This is a genomic window from Massilia sp. UYP34 (genome assembly GCF_056279385.1).
Genome location: NZ_JBWBRF010000013.1, coordinates 1 through 15,939, shown reverse-complemented (window position 1 = coordinate 15,939; position 15,939 = coordinate 1). Strand labels below are relative to the sequence as shown.

The following is a 15,939-nucleotide window of genomic DNA, read 5'->3' as shown; positions in this document are numbered from 1 at the left end:
CGCATGTACCTCTGGATCAAAGCCCTGCACATCGTCTTCATCGCCTCATGGTTCGCCGGCCTGTTCTACCTGCCGCGCATCTTCGTGAACATGGCCCAGGAAACCAACCCGGCGGCGCTCGAGCGCCTGCAAGGCATGGCGCGCCGCCTGTACCGCTTCACCACGATCCTGATGGTGCCGGCGCTGCTGCTCGGCCTGTGGCTGGCGATGATGATCGGCATGAAGCACGGCTGGCTGCACGCGAAGCTGCTGCTGGTGATCCTGGCGATCGGCTACCATCACGCCTGCGGCTCGATCCTGAAGAAATTCGAGCGCGGCGTCAATACGCGCAGCCACACGTGGTTCCGCTGGTTCAATGAAGTGCCGGTAGTGCTGCTGCTGGTGATCGTGATCCTGGCGACGGTCAAGCCGTTCTAAGCACCACCACCAAAGCTCGCACCGTCGTTACTGCCACTGGCAGTAACGACTCCCCGCGCAGGCGGGGATCCAAGTCCTTTGCTCAGCCGCTGTTGCATGCGCTAGTGGCCGAGCGGGCAAACTTGGATCCCCGCCTGTGCGGGGATGACGTTTTGGAGCAGGTGGCTTTAAATAATCAAACGGTCATCCACTGATGTGGCTGACGCGTTATCAACACAGTTTCATCAACGGACAAAGGGTTCCCCTCATGGCTTCTTATTTTTGCCCATGCCCGCGCGGCATGGAAGCGGCGCTGGCCGAAGAACTGGGCGAGATCGCCCAGCTTTCCACCACCTTCAAGGTGCACAACCAGGTGCCGGGCGGCGTGCACTGCTCGGGCACGATGCAGGACGCCTGGCTGGTCAACCTGCATTCGCGCATCGCCTCGCGCGTGCTGATGCGCATGGGCCAACGCAGCTACAGCAACGAGAACGACATCTACGACCTGGTGCTCGAGCAGCCCTGGGAAGACTGGTTCGGCCCCGACCACACGATCCGCGTGGACGTCACCGCCGTCAAGTCGCCGCTCAAGAGCCTCGAATTCACCACGCTCAAGATCAAGGACGCGATCTGCGACCGCTTCCGCGACCAGTTCGACAAGCGTCCTTCGGTCAACACGCGCGAACCGGACATGCGCATCGTCGGCTTCCTCGACCAGCGCAACTTCATCATCTACCTCGACACCTCGGGCGAAGCGCTGTTCAAGCGCGGCTGGCGCGAAGAGACGGGCGACGCGCCGCTGCGCGAAAACCTGGCCGCCGGCCTGCTGCGCGTCTCGGGCTGGAAGCCGGGCGTGCCGCTGTTCGACCCGATGTGCGGCTCGGGCACGATCCTGGTCGAGGCGGCCCAGATGGTGCAGGGCATCCCGCCCGGCGCGCGCCGCCGGTTCGCCTTCGAGCAGTTCGCCGATCACGACCGTCAGGCCTGGGCCGCGATGAAGGCCGCCATCAAGCCGAACCCGCTGCCGGGCGAGCCGACCATCTTCGGCTCCGACATCTCGGGCGACATGGTCGCCATGACGCGCCATAACCTGAAGGTGGCCGGCATCCTGTTCGAGGTGCCGCTCAAGCAGATCGAAGCCCAGCACGTGTCGGCGCCGACCGAACAACCCGGCATCCTGCTCACCAACCCGCCGTACGGCGAACGGATCGGCGTGCGCGGCGACAGCACCGTGCCGCAGGACGAGATGGCGCTGGGCTTCTACTCGGCCTTCAGTACCACGCTCAAGCAGCGCTTCGCCGGCTGGACCGCCTACCTGTTCACCGCCGACCTGGGATTGCCCAAGATGCTGCGCCTGAAGGAATCGCGCAAGACGCCGTTCTTCAACGGCGCGCTCGAATGCCGCCTGTTCCGCTTCGACATGGTGGCCGGTTTCAATCGCCGTGAAGAAGCGAAGCCGAAACAGGACTGAACCCGACTGGACCGCGATGCTGACGCCAACCGACCCGCCCGATCTTCCCAAGGACCCCGTCACCCCGGTTCCACCGCCCACTCCCCACAAGATCGTGATGCTGTCGGCGGGCGGCCTGGCGACCCTGCTGGCGGCCCTGGCGATGCTGGGGCCGTTCTCGATCGACGCCTATCTGCCGGCCTTCCCGCAGATCCAGGCCGAGCTGCGCGCCACCCCGCTCGAAGTGCAGCAGACCCTGACCGCCTACATGCTGGCCTTCGCCGGCATGGTGCTGTGGCATGGCGCGCTGTCGGACGCCTTCGGGCGCCGCAACGTGATCCTGGTGGCGCTGGTGGTGTTCGCGATCGGCACCTTCGGCTGCGCCTCGGCGTCCTCGGTGCATTACCTGTGGGTGTTCCGCATCATGCAGGGCGTGTCGGCAGGGGCGGGCGTGGTGGTGGGGCGCGCCATCATCCGCGACCTGTATTCCGGCACCGCGGCAGCGCGCCTGCTGTCGATGGTGACCATGATCTTCTCGATCGCGCCGGCCATCGCGCCGGTGGTGGGCGGCTGGATCGTGCTGTGGTTCGACTGGCGCGCGATCTTCCTGGCGCTCTGCCTGTACACCGTGCTGCTCGGCTGGTTCTGCTGGAAGCACCTGCCCGAGACCATCCCCGCACCGAAGCGCCAGCCGTTCAACCCGCGCTTCCTGGCCAGGAACTACGGCGCCATCTTCGGCTCCTTCCTGTTCCACATGAAGGCCGGCGTGACCGCCCTGAACTTCGGCGGCCTGTTCCTGTACATCGCGGCGGCGCCCGTCATGCTGCCCGAAAGCCTGGGCCTGGGGCCGTCGCAATTCGCCTGGCTGTTCGTGCCGACCGTGAGCGGGATCTTCCTCGGTTCGCTGATGGCCAACCGCCTTGCCGGCAGGATGGACTTCCCGCGCCAGATCCGCATCGGCTACTTCTTCATGCTGGGGGCCGTGACGTTCAACGTGGCCTACCACGCCTTCCTGCCGCCGGCGCTGCCGTGGACGGTGGCGCCGATGTTCTTCTTCACCTTCGGCAGCTCGCTGATCGCGCCCGGCGCGACCCTGCTGGCGCTCGACCTGTTCCCGCACATCCGCGGCACCGTGGCCTCGTGCCAGTCCTTCGTCTCGACCCTGCTCGGCGCGGTGGTGGCCGGCGTGGTCGCCCCGGCGCTGTCGCACTCGGTGCTGGCGCTGGCCGTCGGCCAGATGTCCTTCGTGCTGGTCTCGCTGGCGTTCTGGGACACGGCGCGGCGCCACCGGCGAAAATTGCGGGCGCAGGGAGAACACATCCCCTGAGCACGAACCCGCCAGGGGCGGGGCTTTATGTCTGAAACTTAAGATTTTTTATGCAACAGTCGTATTGATGCAACAAGCATATGTTTGCTTTCCCTCTGCCGTACGGTTAGAGCGCACCCTCGGCAATAGTTACTACTGTAACTATTGTTCCTAGTCGGAAATGTATATATGCTACGATACGTTTTTTACGTCTGGAGCAGAGGGCAAATCACTCGCCTGTTCCATGGACTGAAGTGTCAGATGTCGTGGCCGCCCGGAACGGTGGGCAACGCCACCAACCAAACCTTCGACAAGTGGCGGCCGTGCTAGAAAACATGCACCAATCCGACCAGGACATCCGCAATCGCTTGCTGATTGCCCGTCTGCCGGCCATGCCGCAGATCCTGGTCAAGCTGATCGAGCACCTGCAGGCCGATGACCTCGGCATGCCGGAACTGGCCGCCCTGATCGCGAAGGATGCCGGCATGACCGGCAAGCTGCTGGCGGTGGCCAACAGCTCCGCCTACCACCGCCACACGCGCAACGCCGACCTCGAGCAATCGCTGGTGGCGCTCGGCACCGACATGATCAAGACCCTGGTCATCAGCGATTCGGTGTTCCAGACCTTCAACAGCTTCCCCCATTCGAACAGCATCGACCTGCGCGCGTTCTGGAAGCATTCGCTCAGTGCGGCGGTGCTGGCGCGCGACGCGGCGCGCGCGCTGGGCTACGCGCATCCCGAAGAAGCCTATCTGGGCGGCCTGCTGCACAACGTCGGCCGGCTGGCGCTGCTGGCCGCGGCGCCCAAGGAATACGCCTTCAATTTCACCGCGCGCGACGACGACGACCTGTGCGCGGTCGAGCAGCGCACCCTGCAGATCACCCACACCGAGGCCGGCGCCTGGCTGATCGAGCGCTGGCAGCTCGATTCGTTCCTGGCCGACGCGGTGCTGTACCACCACGAACCGAGCGAGCGGCTCGAGTCCAGCCATCCCCTGATCCGCATCGTGCGCCTGGCGCATGTGCTGTCCCATCATGCGGACGATGCGACGATGGTGGTCGACGCCAGCGCGCTGTGCGGCCTGCACGCCGGACAAGCGGCCCGGATGGTCGAGAGCGCCGCGCGCCAGGTCGAGCAGGCCGCCGCCCACCTGGGCATCGACCTGACGGGCGCCGACGACATCCCGAGTCCGCCGGCCTATGCGCCGCCAGCGCCTGCCGATCCGGTGCAACAGCGCCTGAACGAGGAAGTGCGCAATATGGTGCTGGTGTCCGAAGTCGGCCAGAGCCTGGCGCGCCAGCAGGGCGAGTCGGGCCTGCTGGACGCGATGACGCGCACCGCGCGCATCCTGTTCGACTTCGACAGCGCCGTGGTGCTGCTCGAGAACCCGACCGGCCAGCTGCTGTCCGGCGCGCCGACCTTCGGCGTGCAGCGCATCGCCGAGTTTACGCTGCCGCTGTCGAAGGGCGGCCCGGTCGCGCGCAGCGCGCTGGAGCGCCGTCCGGCCTTCGTGCAGCGCGCGCGCCACCAGGACCAGCTGGGCCTGGCCGAGGAACAGCTGCTGCGCATGCTGGGTACCGACAGCCTGGTGGTGGTGCCGCTGGTCGTCGGCCCGCGCTGCCTGGGCGTGCTGGTCGGCGGCGTGCCCGGCTGGCAGCTGCCGCATTGCCAGCGCCGCGAGCGCTTCATGCAGGCCTTCGGCGGACAAGCCGCCGCCGCGCTCGAAAACCTGCTGCTCGAGCGCGGCCACGCGCGGCGCCAGCTGGCCAGCGTGGCCGAGGAATTCCGCGACGCCTCGCGCCGCGTGATCCACGAGGTGAACAATCCGCTGGCGATCATCAAGAACTACCTCAGTGTCCTGGACGGCAAGCTGGCGCGCCAGGAGCCGGTGGGCGGCGAGCTGGCGATCCTGAGCGAAGAGATCGACCGCGTCGGCCAGCTGATCGGCAGCCTTGCCGACCAGCGCACGCCGGACGCCGCTCCCCGCCCGCTCGATGCGGCCAAGGTGGTGGACGACGTGCTGCGGCTGTTCCGCGGCAGCGGCTACATGCCGGCCACGATCCAGGTCGTGGCGCGCATGGAAGGCGATGGCGCGATCGAGGGCGATCCCGACCTGCTCAAGCAGATCCTGGTCAACCTGGTCAAGAACGCGGTCGAGGCCCTGGGCTCGCGCCCGGACGGGCGGATCGAGATCGTCAACCGCGGCCACGTGAACCGCGAGCGCCGGGTCTACCTGGAACTCGTCGTCAGCGACAACGGCCCGGGCCTGTCGCGCGAGGTGCTGGCCAACCTGTTTTCTCCGGTCAGGAGCGCCAAGGACGGCCTCGAGGCCGGCGCCAACCGCGGCCTGGGCCTGTCGATCGTCCATGGCCTGGTCAAGCAGCTCGACGGCCACATCGCCTGCCGCAGCGGCAGCGCCGGCACTTCCTTTGAAATCCTCCTGCCGGCGTGGTCCGGCGCCGGCGCGACCCCCGCGTTCCCGGCGCGCGCCCTCGGTTCCGCTTAACCCGCACATGCACGCCCATCCCGCCACCGCCACCATGCCTCCCGGCGACCCCGCTCCCCTTTCCCAGACCCTCGACACCGACAGCCAGCCACGCCTGCTGCTGGTCGACGACGAGCCACGCCTGCTGTCCTCGCTGTACGAACTGCTGCAGGGACGCGGCTACCGTCTTGTGACGGCGCCGTCAGGAACTGATGCTCTCGCTCACCTTTCGCGTCAGCACTTCGACCTCGTCCTGCTCGACCTGCGCCTGCCCGACATCGGCGGCCACGAGATCATGGACTTCATCAACGAGAAGGGCATCGACGCCGACGTCATCGTGATGAGCGGGGAGGTCGGCATCGACGCCGCGATCGGCGCGCTCAAGCGCGGCGCCTACAGCTACCTGCGCAAGCCCTACAGCCGCGAGGAGCTGCTCTCCACCGTGAGCAATGCGCTGCAGCGGCGCCGCCTGACGCTGGACAACGCGCGCATCGCGAACCAGCTCGAGAACTCCGAGAAGATGTACCGCTACCTGGTGGACTCGTCGCCGGACATCATCTATACCCTGAACCACGAGGGCCGCTTCACTTTCGTGAACGACCGCGCCTACCAGCTGCTCGGCTACACCCGCGAAGAGCTGATCGGCCAGCATTACTCGATCCTGGTGCACGAGGAAGACCTGGAGCGGGCGCGCTACGTGTTCAACGAGCGCCGCGTCGACGAGCGCGCCTCGCGCAACGTCGAGCTGCGCCTGAAATGCCGCGGCGGCATTGGCCATGACCGCACCTTCAACACCACCCTGATGACGATCTCGCTCAACGCGATCGGCATGCACGTGCCGGACCAGGAAGTGAAGAAGCTCGAATTCTTCGGCACCTATGGCGTGGCGCGCGACATCACCGACCGCAAGCGCGCCGAAGAAGTCATCTCCTACCAGGCCTATCACGACATCCTGACCGACCTGCCGAACCGTATCCTGTTCAAGGACCGCCTCGGCCTGGCCGTGATCCAGGCCAAGCGCAAGCAGACCGAGCTGGCGGTGATGTTCATCGACCTGGATCGCTTCAAGCTGGTGAACGACACCCTGGGCCACGTGAAGGGCGACGAATTGCTGCAGCAGGCGGCCGGCCGCCTGAAGGAGTGCCTGCGCAAGGGCGACACCCTGGCGCGCCAGGGCGGCGACGAATTCACCATCGTGCTGCCCGAGCTGCGCGACCGCGACGATGCGCGCATGGTGGCCGATGCATTCCTGGAGGTGCTGCAGGAACCGTTCGACCTGGACGGCCATCAGGTGCACATCTCGGCCTCGATCGGCATCGCGATCTATCCGAAGGACGGCGAATCGATCGACGAGCTGCTGCGCCACGCCGACATCGCGATGTACCAGGTCAAGGCGCTGGGCAAGAACGGCCACAGCTTCTACCACGACTCGATGCTCGAAGTGTCGCATCAGAAGATCGCGCTGGAGCAGGCGCTGCGCCGCGCGCTCGAGCACGACGAGCTGGAGATGTTCTACCAGCCGCAGATCGACGCCATGACCGGCCGCATCACCGGCGCCGAAGCCCTGATGCGCTGGAACCATCCGACCCGCGGCCGCCTGTCGGCCGGCGAGTTCCTGCCGTTCGCCGAAGAGAACGGCCTGATGCTGCCGATCTCGGACTGGATGATCGGCGCGCTGTGCCGCGACATGCTGAAGTGGAATGCGATCGGCGGCAGCGAGATCCGCCTGTCGCTGAATCTGTCGCCGCAATACCTCGACCGCGGCGACTTTTTCGAGAAGATGCGCGGCGCGCTGGTGCGCTACGGTATTTCTCCGCAGCAGATCGAGGTCGAGATCACCGAGAACATCTGCATCCGCAATCCGCAGTACGCGATCGAGCAGCTCAACAAGCTGTGCCAACTCGGGGTGTCGATCGCGATCGACGACTTCGGCACCGGCTACTCGTCCTTGTCGTACCTGCACCGCTTCCCGATTCACACCGTCAAGATCGACCAGTCCTTCGTCAAGGAGATCCACCAGGAAGACGGCCACTATCCGGTGATCCTGGCGATCATCTCGATCGCGCGCGGCCTGGGCCTGAACCTGATCGCCGAAGGCGTCGAGACCGAGGAGCAGGCGCGCTACCTGCGCGCCAACGGCTGCCTGACGATGCAGGGCTACCTGTTCTACCGTCCGATCCCGCTGCAGGACTTCATGGCCGCGCTGCGCACCCAGTCGGGCGGCAGCCTGCGCGCGGTGCAGGCCTGACCGCCCATGCCCGACGCCCCGCTGCGAGCGAGCGCCGCGCCGGCTGATAGCGCCGCGCATTTCGCTGCGCGTTCCGCCGCGCATTCCGCCGCGCATTCCGCCGAATTCCTGCGCGTAAAAGCGCAGGCCGAGCGCGGCGTGGCCCAGGCCCAGCACAGCCTGGGCTTCATGTACGCGAGCGGCCAGGGCGTGCCGAAGAGCGACGAGCTGGCGGTGGCCTGGTACCGGATGGCGGCGGCGGCGGGCCTGGCGCAGGCCCAGTACAACCTCGGCGTGATGTTCCAGAAGGGCCAGGGCGTCGAGCAGGACTTCGGCCAGGCGGCCCACTGGTACGGGCGCGCGGCCGACCAGGGTTATGCCCCGGCCCAGTACAACCTGGGCTGGCTGTACGCGAAGGGCCATGGCGTGACCAGCGACGTGGGCCGCGCGCTGCACTGGTTCAGCCAGGCGGCCGACCAGGGCGAGCCCGGTGCGCAGCACAATCTGGGCATGATGTTCGAGACCGGCAAGGGCGTGGCCCAGGACCAGGAAGCGGCGCTGCGCTGGTACCGGCGCGCCGCCGAGCAGGGTTATGCGCGCTCGCAGTACAACCTGGGTCTGCGCTACGAGGCCGGCCAGGGCGTGGCGCGCGACGCACGCGAAGCGCTGGCCTGGATGCGCAAGGCGGCGGAGCAGGGCCACGCGCCGGCCCAGTTCAACCTCGGCCTGCGCTACGACAAGGGTCAGGACGTCGAGCAGGACAGCCGTCAGGCGATCCTGTGGTACGGCCGCGCCGGCGAACAGGGGCACGCCAGCTCGCAGTTCAATCTCGCGCTCATCTACGACTCGGGCGACAGCGGCGGCCACGGCGTGGCGCGCGACGAGGCGCTGGCCCTGGCCTGGTACCGGCGCGCGGCGGAGCAGGGGCATGCCGGCGCCCAGAACAGCCTCGGCATGCGCCATGAACATGGGCAGGGCGTGGCGGTTGACGCGGCGCAGGCGGCCGCCTGGTACCGGCGCGCGGCCGAGCAGGGACTGCCGGCGGCCCAGTATCACCTGGGACAGTTGCTCGATGCCGGCAACGGGGTCGGGCAGGATCCGGCCGAGGCGACCGGGTGGTATCGCAAGGCGGCCGAGCAAGGCCACTTGCGGGCCCAGTTCGACCTGGGCCTGCGTTTCGAGGCCGGCAACGGCGTCGAACAGGACAGCGCGCAAGCCCTGGCCTGGTACCGGCGCGCGGCCGGCCAGGATTACGCGCCGGCCCAGTACATGGTCGGCGCGCTGCTCGACCGGCTGGAAAACGGCGACCCGTTCGAAGCGACCGACTGGTTCCACAAGGCGGCCGACCAGAAGCACGCGCTGGCGCAGTTCGAGCTGGGGTTGCGCTACGACTGCGGCAAGGGCGTGGAGCGCGACTACGAGGCGGCCCATTTCTGGTACCTGTGCGCCGCGCGCCAGGGCCATGCGCGGGCCCAGTTCAACCTCGGCGTGATGTACGCGGCGGGGCAGGGCGCCCAGCGCGACCTGGTCGAGGCCTACGCCTGGCTGCACCGGGCCGGCGCCGCCGGCGTGGCGCCGGCCAGCGCCTACCTGACGAAGGTCGCGCGCAGGATGGAAGCGCATCAGTTGTCCCAGGCGGAGCGCTTGATTTCGGCCTGACGTCCCGCATTTGAACCGTCGGCAGGCGCACATCCCTGCGCCAGCGCACCGTACACGTATGCACGCCGCGTTATACTGTATGCCCATACAGTCAGGTGCGCGCGATGGAACTCAACGACAAGCTCGAAATCCTGGCCGACGCGGCCAAGTACGACGCATCCTGCGCCAGCAGCGGCGCACCCAAGCGCGGCTCCGAGGGCAAGGACGGCCTGGGCGCCACCACCGGCATGGGCATCTGCCACAGCTATACGCCGGACGGCCGCTGCGTTTCGCTGCTCAAGATCCTGCTCACCAACTTCTGCATCTACGACTGCCAGTACTGCATCAACCGGCGCACTTCGAACGTGCCGCGGGCGCGCTTCGCGGTCGATGAAGTGGTCAAGCTGACCCAGGATTTTTACCTGCGCAACTACATCGACGGCCTGTTCCTCAGCTCGGGCATCATCCAGTCGGCCGACTACACGATGGAGCAGCTGGTCGCGGTGGCGCGCCAGTTGCGCGAGGTGCACCAGTTCCGTGGCTACATCCACCTCAAGACCATCCCCGACGCCGATCCATTGCTGATCCAGGAAGCCGGCCGCTGGGCCGACCGCCTGTCGGTGAACATCGAGCTGCCGACCCACGACAGCGTGACCCGCCTCGCGCCCGAAAAAAGCGTCCACACGATCAAGCTGGCGATGGGCTCGATCCGGCGCAAGCTGGACGAAAAAGCCGAAGAGCCGAAGGCGCCGGCCTTCGCGCCGGCCGGCCAGAGCACGCAGATGATCGTCGGCGCCGACGCCAGCGACGACCACACCATCCTGAACACGGCCGAGACGCTGTACGGCAGCTACAAGCTCAAGCGCGTGTACTACTCGGCCTTCAGCCCGATCCCGCAAAGCCCCGGCAGCGTGCCGCTGGCGCCGCCGCCGCTGCTGCGCGAGCACCGCCTGTACCAGGCCGACTTCCTGTTGCGCGGCTACGGCTTCACGGCCGGCGAACTGATGCCGACGTCGGGCAACCTGGCGCTGGACGTCGATCCCAAGCTGGCCTGGGCCCTGGCCAACCGCGAGCACTTCCCGATGGACCTGAACCGGGTCGACGCCTCCCTGATCCCGCGCATTCCCGGCATTGGCCTGCGCAATGCCAAGCGCCTGGTGGACCTGCGCCGCCTGCGCCGCATCCGCTGGGAAGACCTGTCGCGCCTGCGCTGCAGCCTCAAGAAGCTCGCGCCCTTCGTCGTCACCGCCGACTACAAGCCGGCGCAGGGCGCGACCAGTTCCGACCTGCTGCGCAAGCACATGGCCGATGCGCCGCAGCAGATGAACCTGTGGCCCGAATTGCAGGCCGCATGAATTCCCAGTCCAACGCCGCGGCCCTCGCCGCCACGGCGGTGGCGAGCGTGCATGCGGGCCGGCCGCTGCTGGTGGACGGCTTCACCACATGGCGCGCGGTGGCGCGCGAACTGCTGCACGCCGGCGTGCCGCCCGAGGCGGTGACCTGGGGCGCGCCGGGCGCCGACCTGTTCTCGGGTGCGCCGGCTTCCAACGCGGCTGCGCATAATGGGGGCGACCTCCTGTCGTCCCCGACTGAACCGCAAGCGGCCGGGCAGGAGCCTTCCAATGCAACGGCGCCAAGGCCGCCGAGGCCACACATTCCGCGCTCCCTGATGGAGATGCTGCAGACCGCCGCCTGCTACCGCGACCATGACCGCTGGGCCTTCCTGTACCGGGTGATCTGGCGCTGGCAGCAGGGCGAGCACGACGTGCAGTCGCCGGCCGACCCGGACGGGCAGCGGCTGCATGCGATGGTCAAGGCGGTGCGCCGCGAGGTACACGATATGCATGCCTACATCCGTTTCCGCGAACGGCCGTTCGAGGCCGGCGCGCCCCATTTCGTGGCCTGGTTCGAACCCGCCCACGACGTCCTGCCGCAGGTGGCCGAGCATTTCGTGGCGCGCATGGGCAAGGTGAGCTGGATGATCGCCACGCCCGACGCCAGCGTGCTGTGGGACGGCGCCACCCTGCACCATACCGGCCCGCTGCTGTCGAGCGCGGCCGACCTGACTGATGCCGGCGAGGCGCTGTGGCTGACCTATTACCGCAGCATCTTCAACCCGGCGCGCCTGAATACCCAGGTCATGAACAGCCACATCCCGTCGCGCTTCTGGAAGAACCTGCCGGAAGGCGCGCTGGTGCCGTCCCTGGTGAGCCAGGCCGGCCTCGGCGCGCGCCGCATCGGCCAGGTCGAGGCGGTAGGCCGGCGCAGCGGCCGCACGATCCCGATCGACGCCGAGCAGGCGCAGCCCGAGCGGCAGCAGCCGTCGAAGCTGGACGAGTGCCGGCGCTGCGCGCTGTGGGAACACGCGACCCAGGCGGTCGGCGGCGAAGGGCCGCGACACGCGCAGATCATGCTCGTCGGCGAGCAGCCGGGCGACCAGGAAGACCTGGCCGGCCAGCCCTTCGTCGGCCCGGCCGGCAAGCTGCTCGACCGCGTGTTCGAAGAGGCCGGCGTGGAGCGCAAGAGTGTCTACATCACCAACGCCGTCAAGCATTTCAAGTGGGAGCCGCGCGGCAAGCGGCGCCTGCACAAGACGCCGGCGCAGAAGGAGATCGAGGCCTGCCACTACTGGCTCGAGAAAGAGGTCGCCTCGCGCAAACCCAAGGTCATCGTCGCCATGGGCGCGACCGCGCTCAAGTCGGTGCTGCAGACCGGCAGCGTGACCCTGAAGGACAAGCTGGGGCGGCCCGTGCGCCATGGCGACAGCTGGGTGGTGACGATCTACCATCCGTCGTACGTGCTGCGCGTGCCGGACGAAGCGTCCAAGCAGGAGGCGTTCTCGGTGATGGTCAAGGGCTTGCGGCTGGCGCAGGAATTATTGGCCCGGCCAGATGCGCCGGAACCGCCGGAAAGCTGACATATGCACACTATGCGCCGCTCATGTAATTGAAACAGCCGCGTTACAGCCGGGTGGCCGACGCGGTCCTTGACGTAAGATCTGGTGGTGTTCCACAACCGGATTTTTTCATGAGCAAACTTGCCGTATCCGCTTTCTGTCTATCCCTGCTGGCTGCACCCGCATGGGCGCAATCGGAAGACGTGCCAACCCCGGCGCAGGCCGCCGTCGATGCCGGCGCGGCCGAACCGGCGCCGGAACGGATCCCACGTCGTGGCCCAGCGCCCAGGTCCGGGCATGTGGAAAGTGTCGAAGGGCGAGCACGTGCTGTGGGTGTTCGGCATGTACGGTCCGCTGCCGAAAGACATGCAGTGGCGCTCGCATGAGGTCGAAAACGTCATCCGGAATTCGCAGGAATACCTGTCGGCGCCAAGCGCCTCGGCCAAGCCGGGTTTCTTCAAGTCGATCACGCTGCTGCCAAGCATGATCGGGGTGCGCAAGAATCCGGACGGCGCCACCTTGCGCGACCTGATGCCGGCTGACGAATATGCGCGCTGGAGCGCGCTCAAGGCCAGGTACTTGCCGGACAACGACGACGACGTCGAGCGCGAGCGCCCGATCTTCGCGGCCGAGGTGCTGGCGAACGCCGCGCGCAAGCAGGCCGGCCTGGTCGACGGTTACGTGGTGCGCAAGCAGGTGCTGGACCTGGTGCAGAAGGCGAAGTTGAAGGAGACCTCGTCGACGTACCAGCTGCCGATGGACAATGCGCGCACGGTGCTGAAGAACTTCAAGAAGTCGACCCTGGGCGACGCCGCCTGCCTGGCGCGCACGATGGCCACGCTGGAGCAGGACATCGAGGCCGCCAGCCGGCGCGCCGATGCCTGGGCCAAGGGCGACATCGAAGCGATGCGCAAGCTGGACTTCGCCAGCCGCGAAGAGGCTTGCTTCGGCGCGCTGATGAACAGTACGGCGTTCGATGCCGAACCCGAATTCAGGCATATGAAGACGCGTGCGAACGAGAAATGGATCGCCTCGGCCGAGAAGGCGCTCGCGGCCAATGCTTCGACCTTCGCCGTGCTGAAGATTGGCGATATCCTCGACCCGGGCGGCGTGATCGCGGCGCTGGCGGCGAAGGGATATGCGGTCGAGCAGCCGGATTGATCCCCGGCAGACGCGGGTTGGGCGGAAAATTGTCAAACCGCCCCGAACGCGCGTAGAATGTTGCCAACGCGGGTGTAGTTCAATGGTAGAACGGCAGCTTCCCAAGCCCCTCCACATCAAGAACAACCACTGTTCATGCACGTTTCCCCCACGCGAGACATCCGTTCGACCAAAAAACCACTTAAATCAAGGGGTTAGGTACCATCACATTTTCGACCCCTCATTGTTTTCGAAAAGCTGTTGATGTGATCAATAAAGAACGTGGAGTCGTTCGCGTTGTCCGGTTCACCGTTTTCCTAGATGGTTCCCGTATTGCAATAATCGGAAGCCGTCAATGGATCAGCATCATCTGAACTACAAAAATCTAATTCAACTCATTCCTGCTCTGCATGAGATAACCGGGCCAGTGAGGCTCGTTGCGCTAGGGTACGGAGATGTACATGTGGATGTGATAAAGCGGAATCGTCACCGCCTAGTGCTTCGTATGAGCCACTACCTCGAGCGGCGGGATGGTACAGCGATACCTGATCCTGACATGACCCTCGAGGTGTACTCGGTGGCCGAAACCGTCAGTGCGCTGACCTACTGCGATTGCTTTGGCTCGCGGAGAGTGTTCTGTCCGGAACTGATGGCTATCAGCCCCTTGGCTAAGGCAGAGCTAAATAATTTCCTCAGACAATGGCTGACGAAACTAATTGCCGAGGGCCGGCAGCTGCCGGTGGGCGAAATTTCTTAGCTGTGCTGGGCCAGGCTTGACCTGGCACATCGCCCTCGCTGCTAGGAGATACCCAGTTCAGACATCGCAGCAAATTCTTCCCCGCTCGATGAGCTTTGCATAGCTACTCATTGGACTGCCTCGTCCCCAATGCATCAGCGTTGTGCCATCTATCGCATCTTATATGGCATAGATGGCGAAGGATTTGGGTTCAGGCCTTCGAAGGGCTTGATATAGCCTTTCACAAGACTATCTACTTCCCCATGCGTCAGCGTTGCGCCATCGTCCGCATCATTTATGGAAGTGATGGTTCAGAATCTGCTTGCATTGTTGCGAGTGATGCGATATCGTTAGGTCATCGATGGCGCATCGATGCGTACTCGCTAACAATCACCTCATGGAGCAAGAAATGGGAAATATAACCGCAGTAGTCGTGATGACGGCCCGTGGGCCGGACCGTATCCTCCAGGAGGGTGGAAGCCAAGCATGGGTACTCAACCCTAAGAATGCAGTCAAACATGACTACCTCATTACGGTCCAGAACCGTCACAACGGCCAGTGGGGCGGTGCTACAGAACCTCACGGCACTGCGTTCCTGATCGGAAAAATCTCTGCGGTCGTTCCGAGTCCTGAGCCTAAGTCTAAGGGACGGTACTTAGTCAGGATTAGTGAATACGCGCGCATCAGCGTACCGTCCAAGTGGCGCGGAAGCAATCCAGTGCGCTACTTAGACATCCAAAAGGAGTTCGGTATCGATCCCGATACGCTCGACTTTGTGCCAGTGCCTGCTCCTGATGTTGAGCATTCAGAAGCTGCTGAAGATACTCAACTTGACGGCGATTTTGAGCCAAGCGAAGGGCTCGTATTAACCATCGCTCAGGCTAAGACTGGTCTCGCTGCAAAATTCGGTGTCAGCGAAAACCAGATTGAGATCATCATTAAGGCGTAGAACCCGGGCTGAGTGTCGCGCTAGGTAGGCGACCACTCGGCCGATTAGCGCATGATGTGTTGGCATTATTGATCATGGATGCCATCCGCCACTCTCAATTCTTGTGCGTACGTGAACTTTAAACTGCTCCGGAGTCAGCTCAGCTTTGCGGGAATGACGGTGCAGGTTGCAGAACCGGCAGGCGGCAGCGATGTTGGAAGCCAGGTTGCTACCGCCATCTTTTTTTGCGCAGAGATGCTCCGCCGTGCACTGAAAACGGCGAGCTTGTTTTACTGTGAGCTTGTGTTTGGCCGCGAAGCGTGAAGGTTCTGAAAGCCACATTGGACTGTGACAGTAGATGCAGCGACCATGCTGGCGCAGAAATGCACGTGCGCGAACGCGCTGTAGAGTTTTGGGCATCAAGGCTCCTTTGTTAGAGAAACCCGTCTGCTCTCAGAACATCGCGGGAACCACCAGACTCAGTCTAGGTGGCACATCGAACGACCTCATGGTACGTCCTGGCTGAGTTTGCCCGATTTACAAAGTTGATGCAAGTGCCCGCTCAACGCAACTACAGCCTGCACATGAATGCTACGCGCGAATCATTGCTTAACCCAGCTTCGCTTTGATCAGCTGGTAATTGGCCTTCCCCCATCGTCACGGACACTTCCGTTAGGCGCATTTTAGATTTTCAAACTGTACCGGGCTGATGTAGCCGATAGTGGAATGACGCCGG

The 15,939-nt window shown here is 65.1% G+C and carries 12 protein-coding genes; 11 read left to right on the top strand and 1 reads right to left on the bottom strand.

Annotated elements, in window-relative coordinates; translation table 11 throughout:
• Positions 1–3: 3 nt before the first annotated feature.
• From ACZ9AQ_RS17765 to ACZ9AQ_RS17715, 11 genes are all read left to right on the top strand, one after another.
• Positions 4–417: a CopD family protein gene (locus ACZ9AQ_RS17765; protein ID WP_429205698.1), complete on the top strand. Its 414-nt coding sequence runs from the start codon at positions 4–6 to the stop codon at positions 415–417.
• A gap of 247 nt (positions 418–664) precedes the next feature.
• The gene (locus ACZ9AQ_RS17760; protein ID WP_429205697.1) at positions 665–1,867 is read left to right on the top strand and encodes a THUMP domain-containing class I SAM-dependent RNA methyltransferase; all 1,203 of its coding nucleotides are present in this window, start codon (positions 665–667) and stop codon (positions 1,865–1,867) included.
• Positions 1,868–1,883: 16 nt separating this feature from the next.
• Entirely contained in the window at positions 1,884–3,173 is a 1,290-nt protein-coding gene (locus ACZ9AQ_RS17755; RefSeq protein ID WP_429205695.1) for a multidrug effflux MFS transporter, read from the top strand.
• A 314-nt stretch (positions 3,174–3,487) separates the two neighbouring features.
• Positions 3,488–5,659, top strand: a complete 2,172-nt coding sequence (locus ACZ9AQ_RS17750) for an HDOD domain-containing protein (RefSeq protein WP_429205693.1) — start codon at positions 3,488–3,490, stop codon at positions 5,657–5,659.
• 34 nt (positions 5,660–5,693) lie between these two features.
• Positions 5,694–7,886 (top strand): putative bifunctional diguanylate cyclase/phosphodiesterase, encoded by a 2,193-nt coding sequence (locus ACZ9AQ_RS17745; protein ID WP_429205847.1) that lies wholly within the window; start codon positions 5,694–5,696, stop codon positions 7,884–7,886.
• A 6-nt stretch (positions 7,887–7,892) separates the two neighbouring features.
• Positions 7,893–9,524 carry a tetratricopeptide repeat protein gene (locus tag ACZ9AQ_RS17740; RefSeq protein WP_429205691.1) on the top strand — a complete coding sequence of 544 codons (1,632 nt, stop codon included), beginning with the start codon at positions 7,893–7,895 and terminating at the stop codon, positions 9,522–9,524.
• A gap of 104 nt (positions 9,525–9,628) precedes the next feature.
• The gene (locus tag ACZ9AQ_RS17735) at positions 9,629–10,858 is read left to right on the top strand and encodes a putative DNA modification/repair radical SAM protein (protein ID WP_429205689.1); all 1,230 of its coding nucleotides are present in this window, start codon (positions 9,629–9,631) and stop codon (positions 10,856–10,858) included.
• A complete protein-coding gene (locus ACZ9AQ_RS17730; protein ID WP_429205687.1) occupies positions 10,855–12,420 on the top strand; it encodes a UdgX family uracil-DNA binding protein in 1,566 nt (521 codons plus the stop codon). Before ACZ9AQ_RS17735 ends, ACZ9AQ_RS17730 begins: the two co-directional genes overlap by 4 nt.
• A gap of 252 nt (positions 12,421–12,672) precedes the next feature.
• Positions 12,673–13,560, top strand: a complete 888-nt coding sequence (locus ACZ9AQ_RS17725) for a TraB/GumN family protein (RefSeq protein ID WP_429205686.1) — start codon at positions 12,673–12,675, stop codon at positions 13,558–13,560.
• A 334-nt stretch (positions 13,561–13,894) separates the two neighbouring features.
• Entirely contained in the window at positions 13,895–14,296 is a 402-nt protein-coding gene (locus ACZ9AQ_RS17720) for a DUF1249 domain-containing protein (protein ID WP_429205684.1), read from the top strand.
• A gap of 376 nt (positions 14,297–14,672) precedes the next feature.
• Positions 14,673–15,224, top strand: coding sequence for a hypothetical protein (locus ACZ9AQ_RS17715; RefSeq protein WP_429205683.1), 552 nt, complete (start codon positions 14,673–14,675; stop codon positions 15,222–15,224).
• 72 nt (positions 15,225–15,296) lie between these two features.
• Here the strand turns inward: ACZ9AQ_RS17715 and ACZ9AQ_RS17710 are convergent, their stop codons facing one another.
• Positions 15,297–15,545 (bottom strand): HNH endonuclease, encoded by a 249-nt coding sequence (locus ACZ9AQ_RS17710; RefSeq protein WP_429205846.1) that lies wholly within the window; start codon positions 15,543–15,545, stop codon positions 15,297–15,299.
• Positions 15,546–15,939 lie beyond the last annotated feature (394 nt).

Excerpts from the sequence above, each read along its gene's own strand:
- ACZ9AQ_RS17765 (WP_429205698.1), top strand. The coding sequence starts at position 4 with ATGTACCTCTGGATCAAAGCCCTGCACATCGTCTTCATCGCCTCATGG.
- ACZ9AQ_RS17760 (WP_429205697.1), top strand. The coding sequence starts at position 665 with ATGGCTTCTTATTTTTGCCCATGCCCGCGCGGCATGGAAGCGGCGCTG.
- ACZ9AQ_RS17755 (WP_429205695.1), top strand. The coding sequence starts at position 1,884 with ATGCTGACGCCAACCGACCCGCCCGATCTTCCCAAGGACCCCGTCACC.
- ACZ9AQ_RS17750 (WP_429205693.1), top strand. The coding sequence starts at position 3,488 with ATGCACCAATCCGACCAGGACATCCGCAATCGCTTGCTGATTGCCCGT.
- ACZ9AQ_RS17745 (WP_429205847.1), top strand. The coding sequence starts at position 5,694 with ATGCCTCCCGGCGACCCCGCTCCCCTTTCCCAGACCCTCGACACCGAC.
- ACZ9AQ_RS17740 (WP_429205691.1), top strand. The coding sequence starts at position 7,893 with ATGCCCGACGCCCCGCTGCGAGCGAGCGCCGCGCCGGCTGATAGCGCC.
- ACZ9AQ_RS17735 (WP_429205689.1), top strand. The coding sequence starts at position 9,629 with ATGGAACTCAACGACAAGCTCGAAATCCTGGCCGACGCGGCCAAGTAC.
- ACZ9AQ_RS17730 (WP_429205687.1), top strand. The coding sequence starts at position 10,855 with ATGAATTCCCAGTCCAACGCCGCGGCCCTCGCCGCCACGGCGGTGGCG.
- ACZ9AQ_RS17720 (WP_429205684.1), top strand. The coding sequence starts at position 13,895 with ATGGATCAGCATCATCTGAACTACAAAAATCTAATTCAACTCATTCCT.
- ACZ9AQ_RS17715 (WP_429205683.1), top strand. The coding sequence starts at position 14,673 with ATGGAGCAAGAAATGGGAAATATAACCGCAGTAGTCGTGATGACGGCC.
- ACZ9AQ_RS17710 (WP_429205846.1), bottom strand. The coding sequence starts at position 15,545 with ATGTGGCTTTCAGAACCTTCACGCTTCGCGGCCAAACACAAGCTCACA.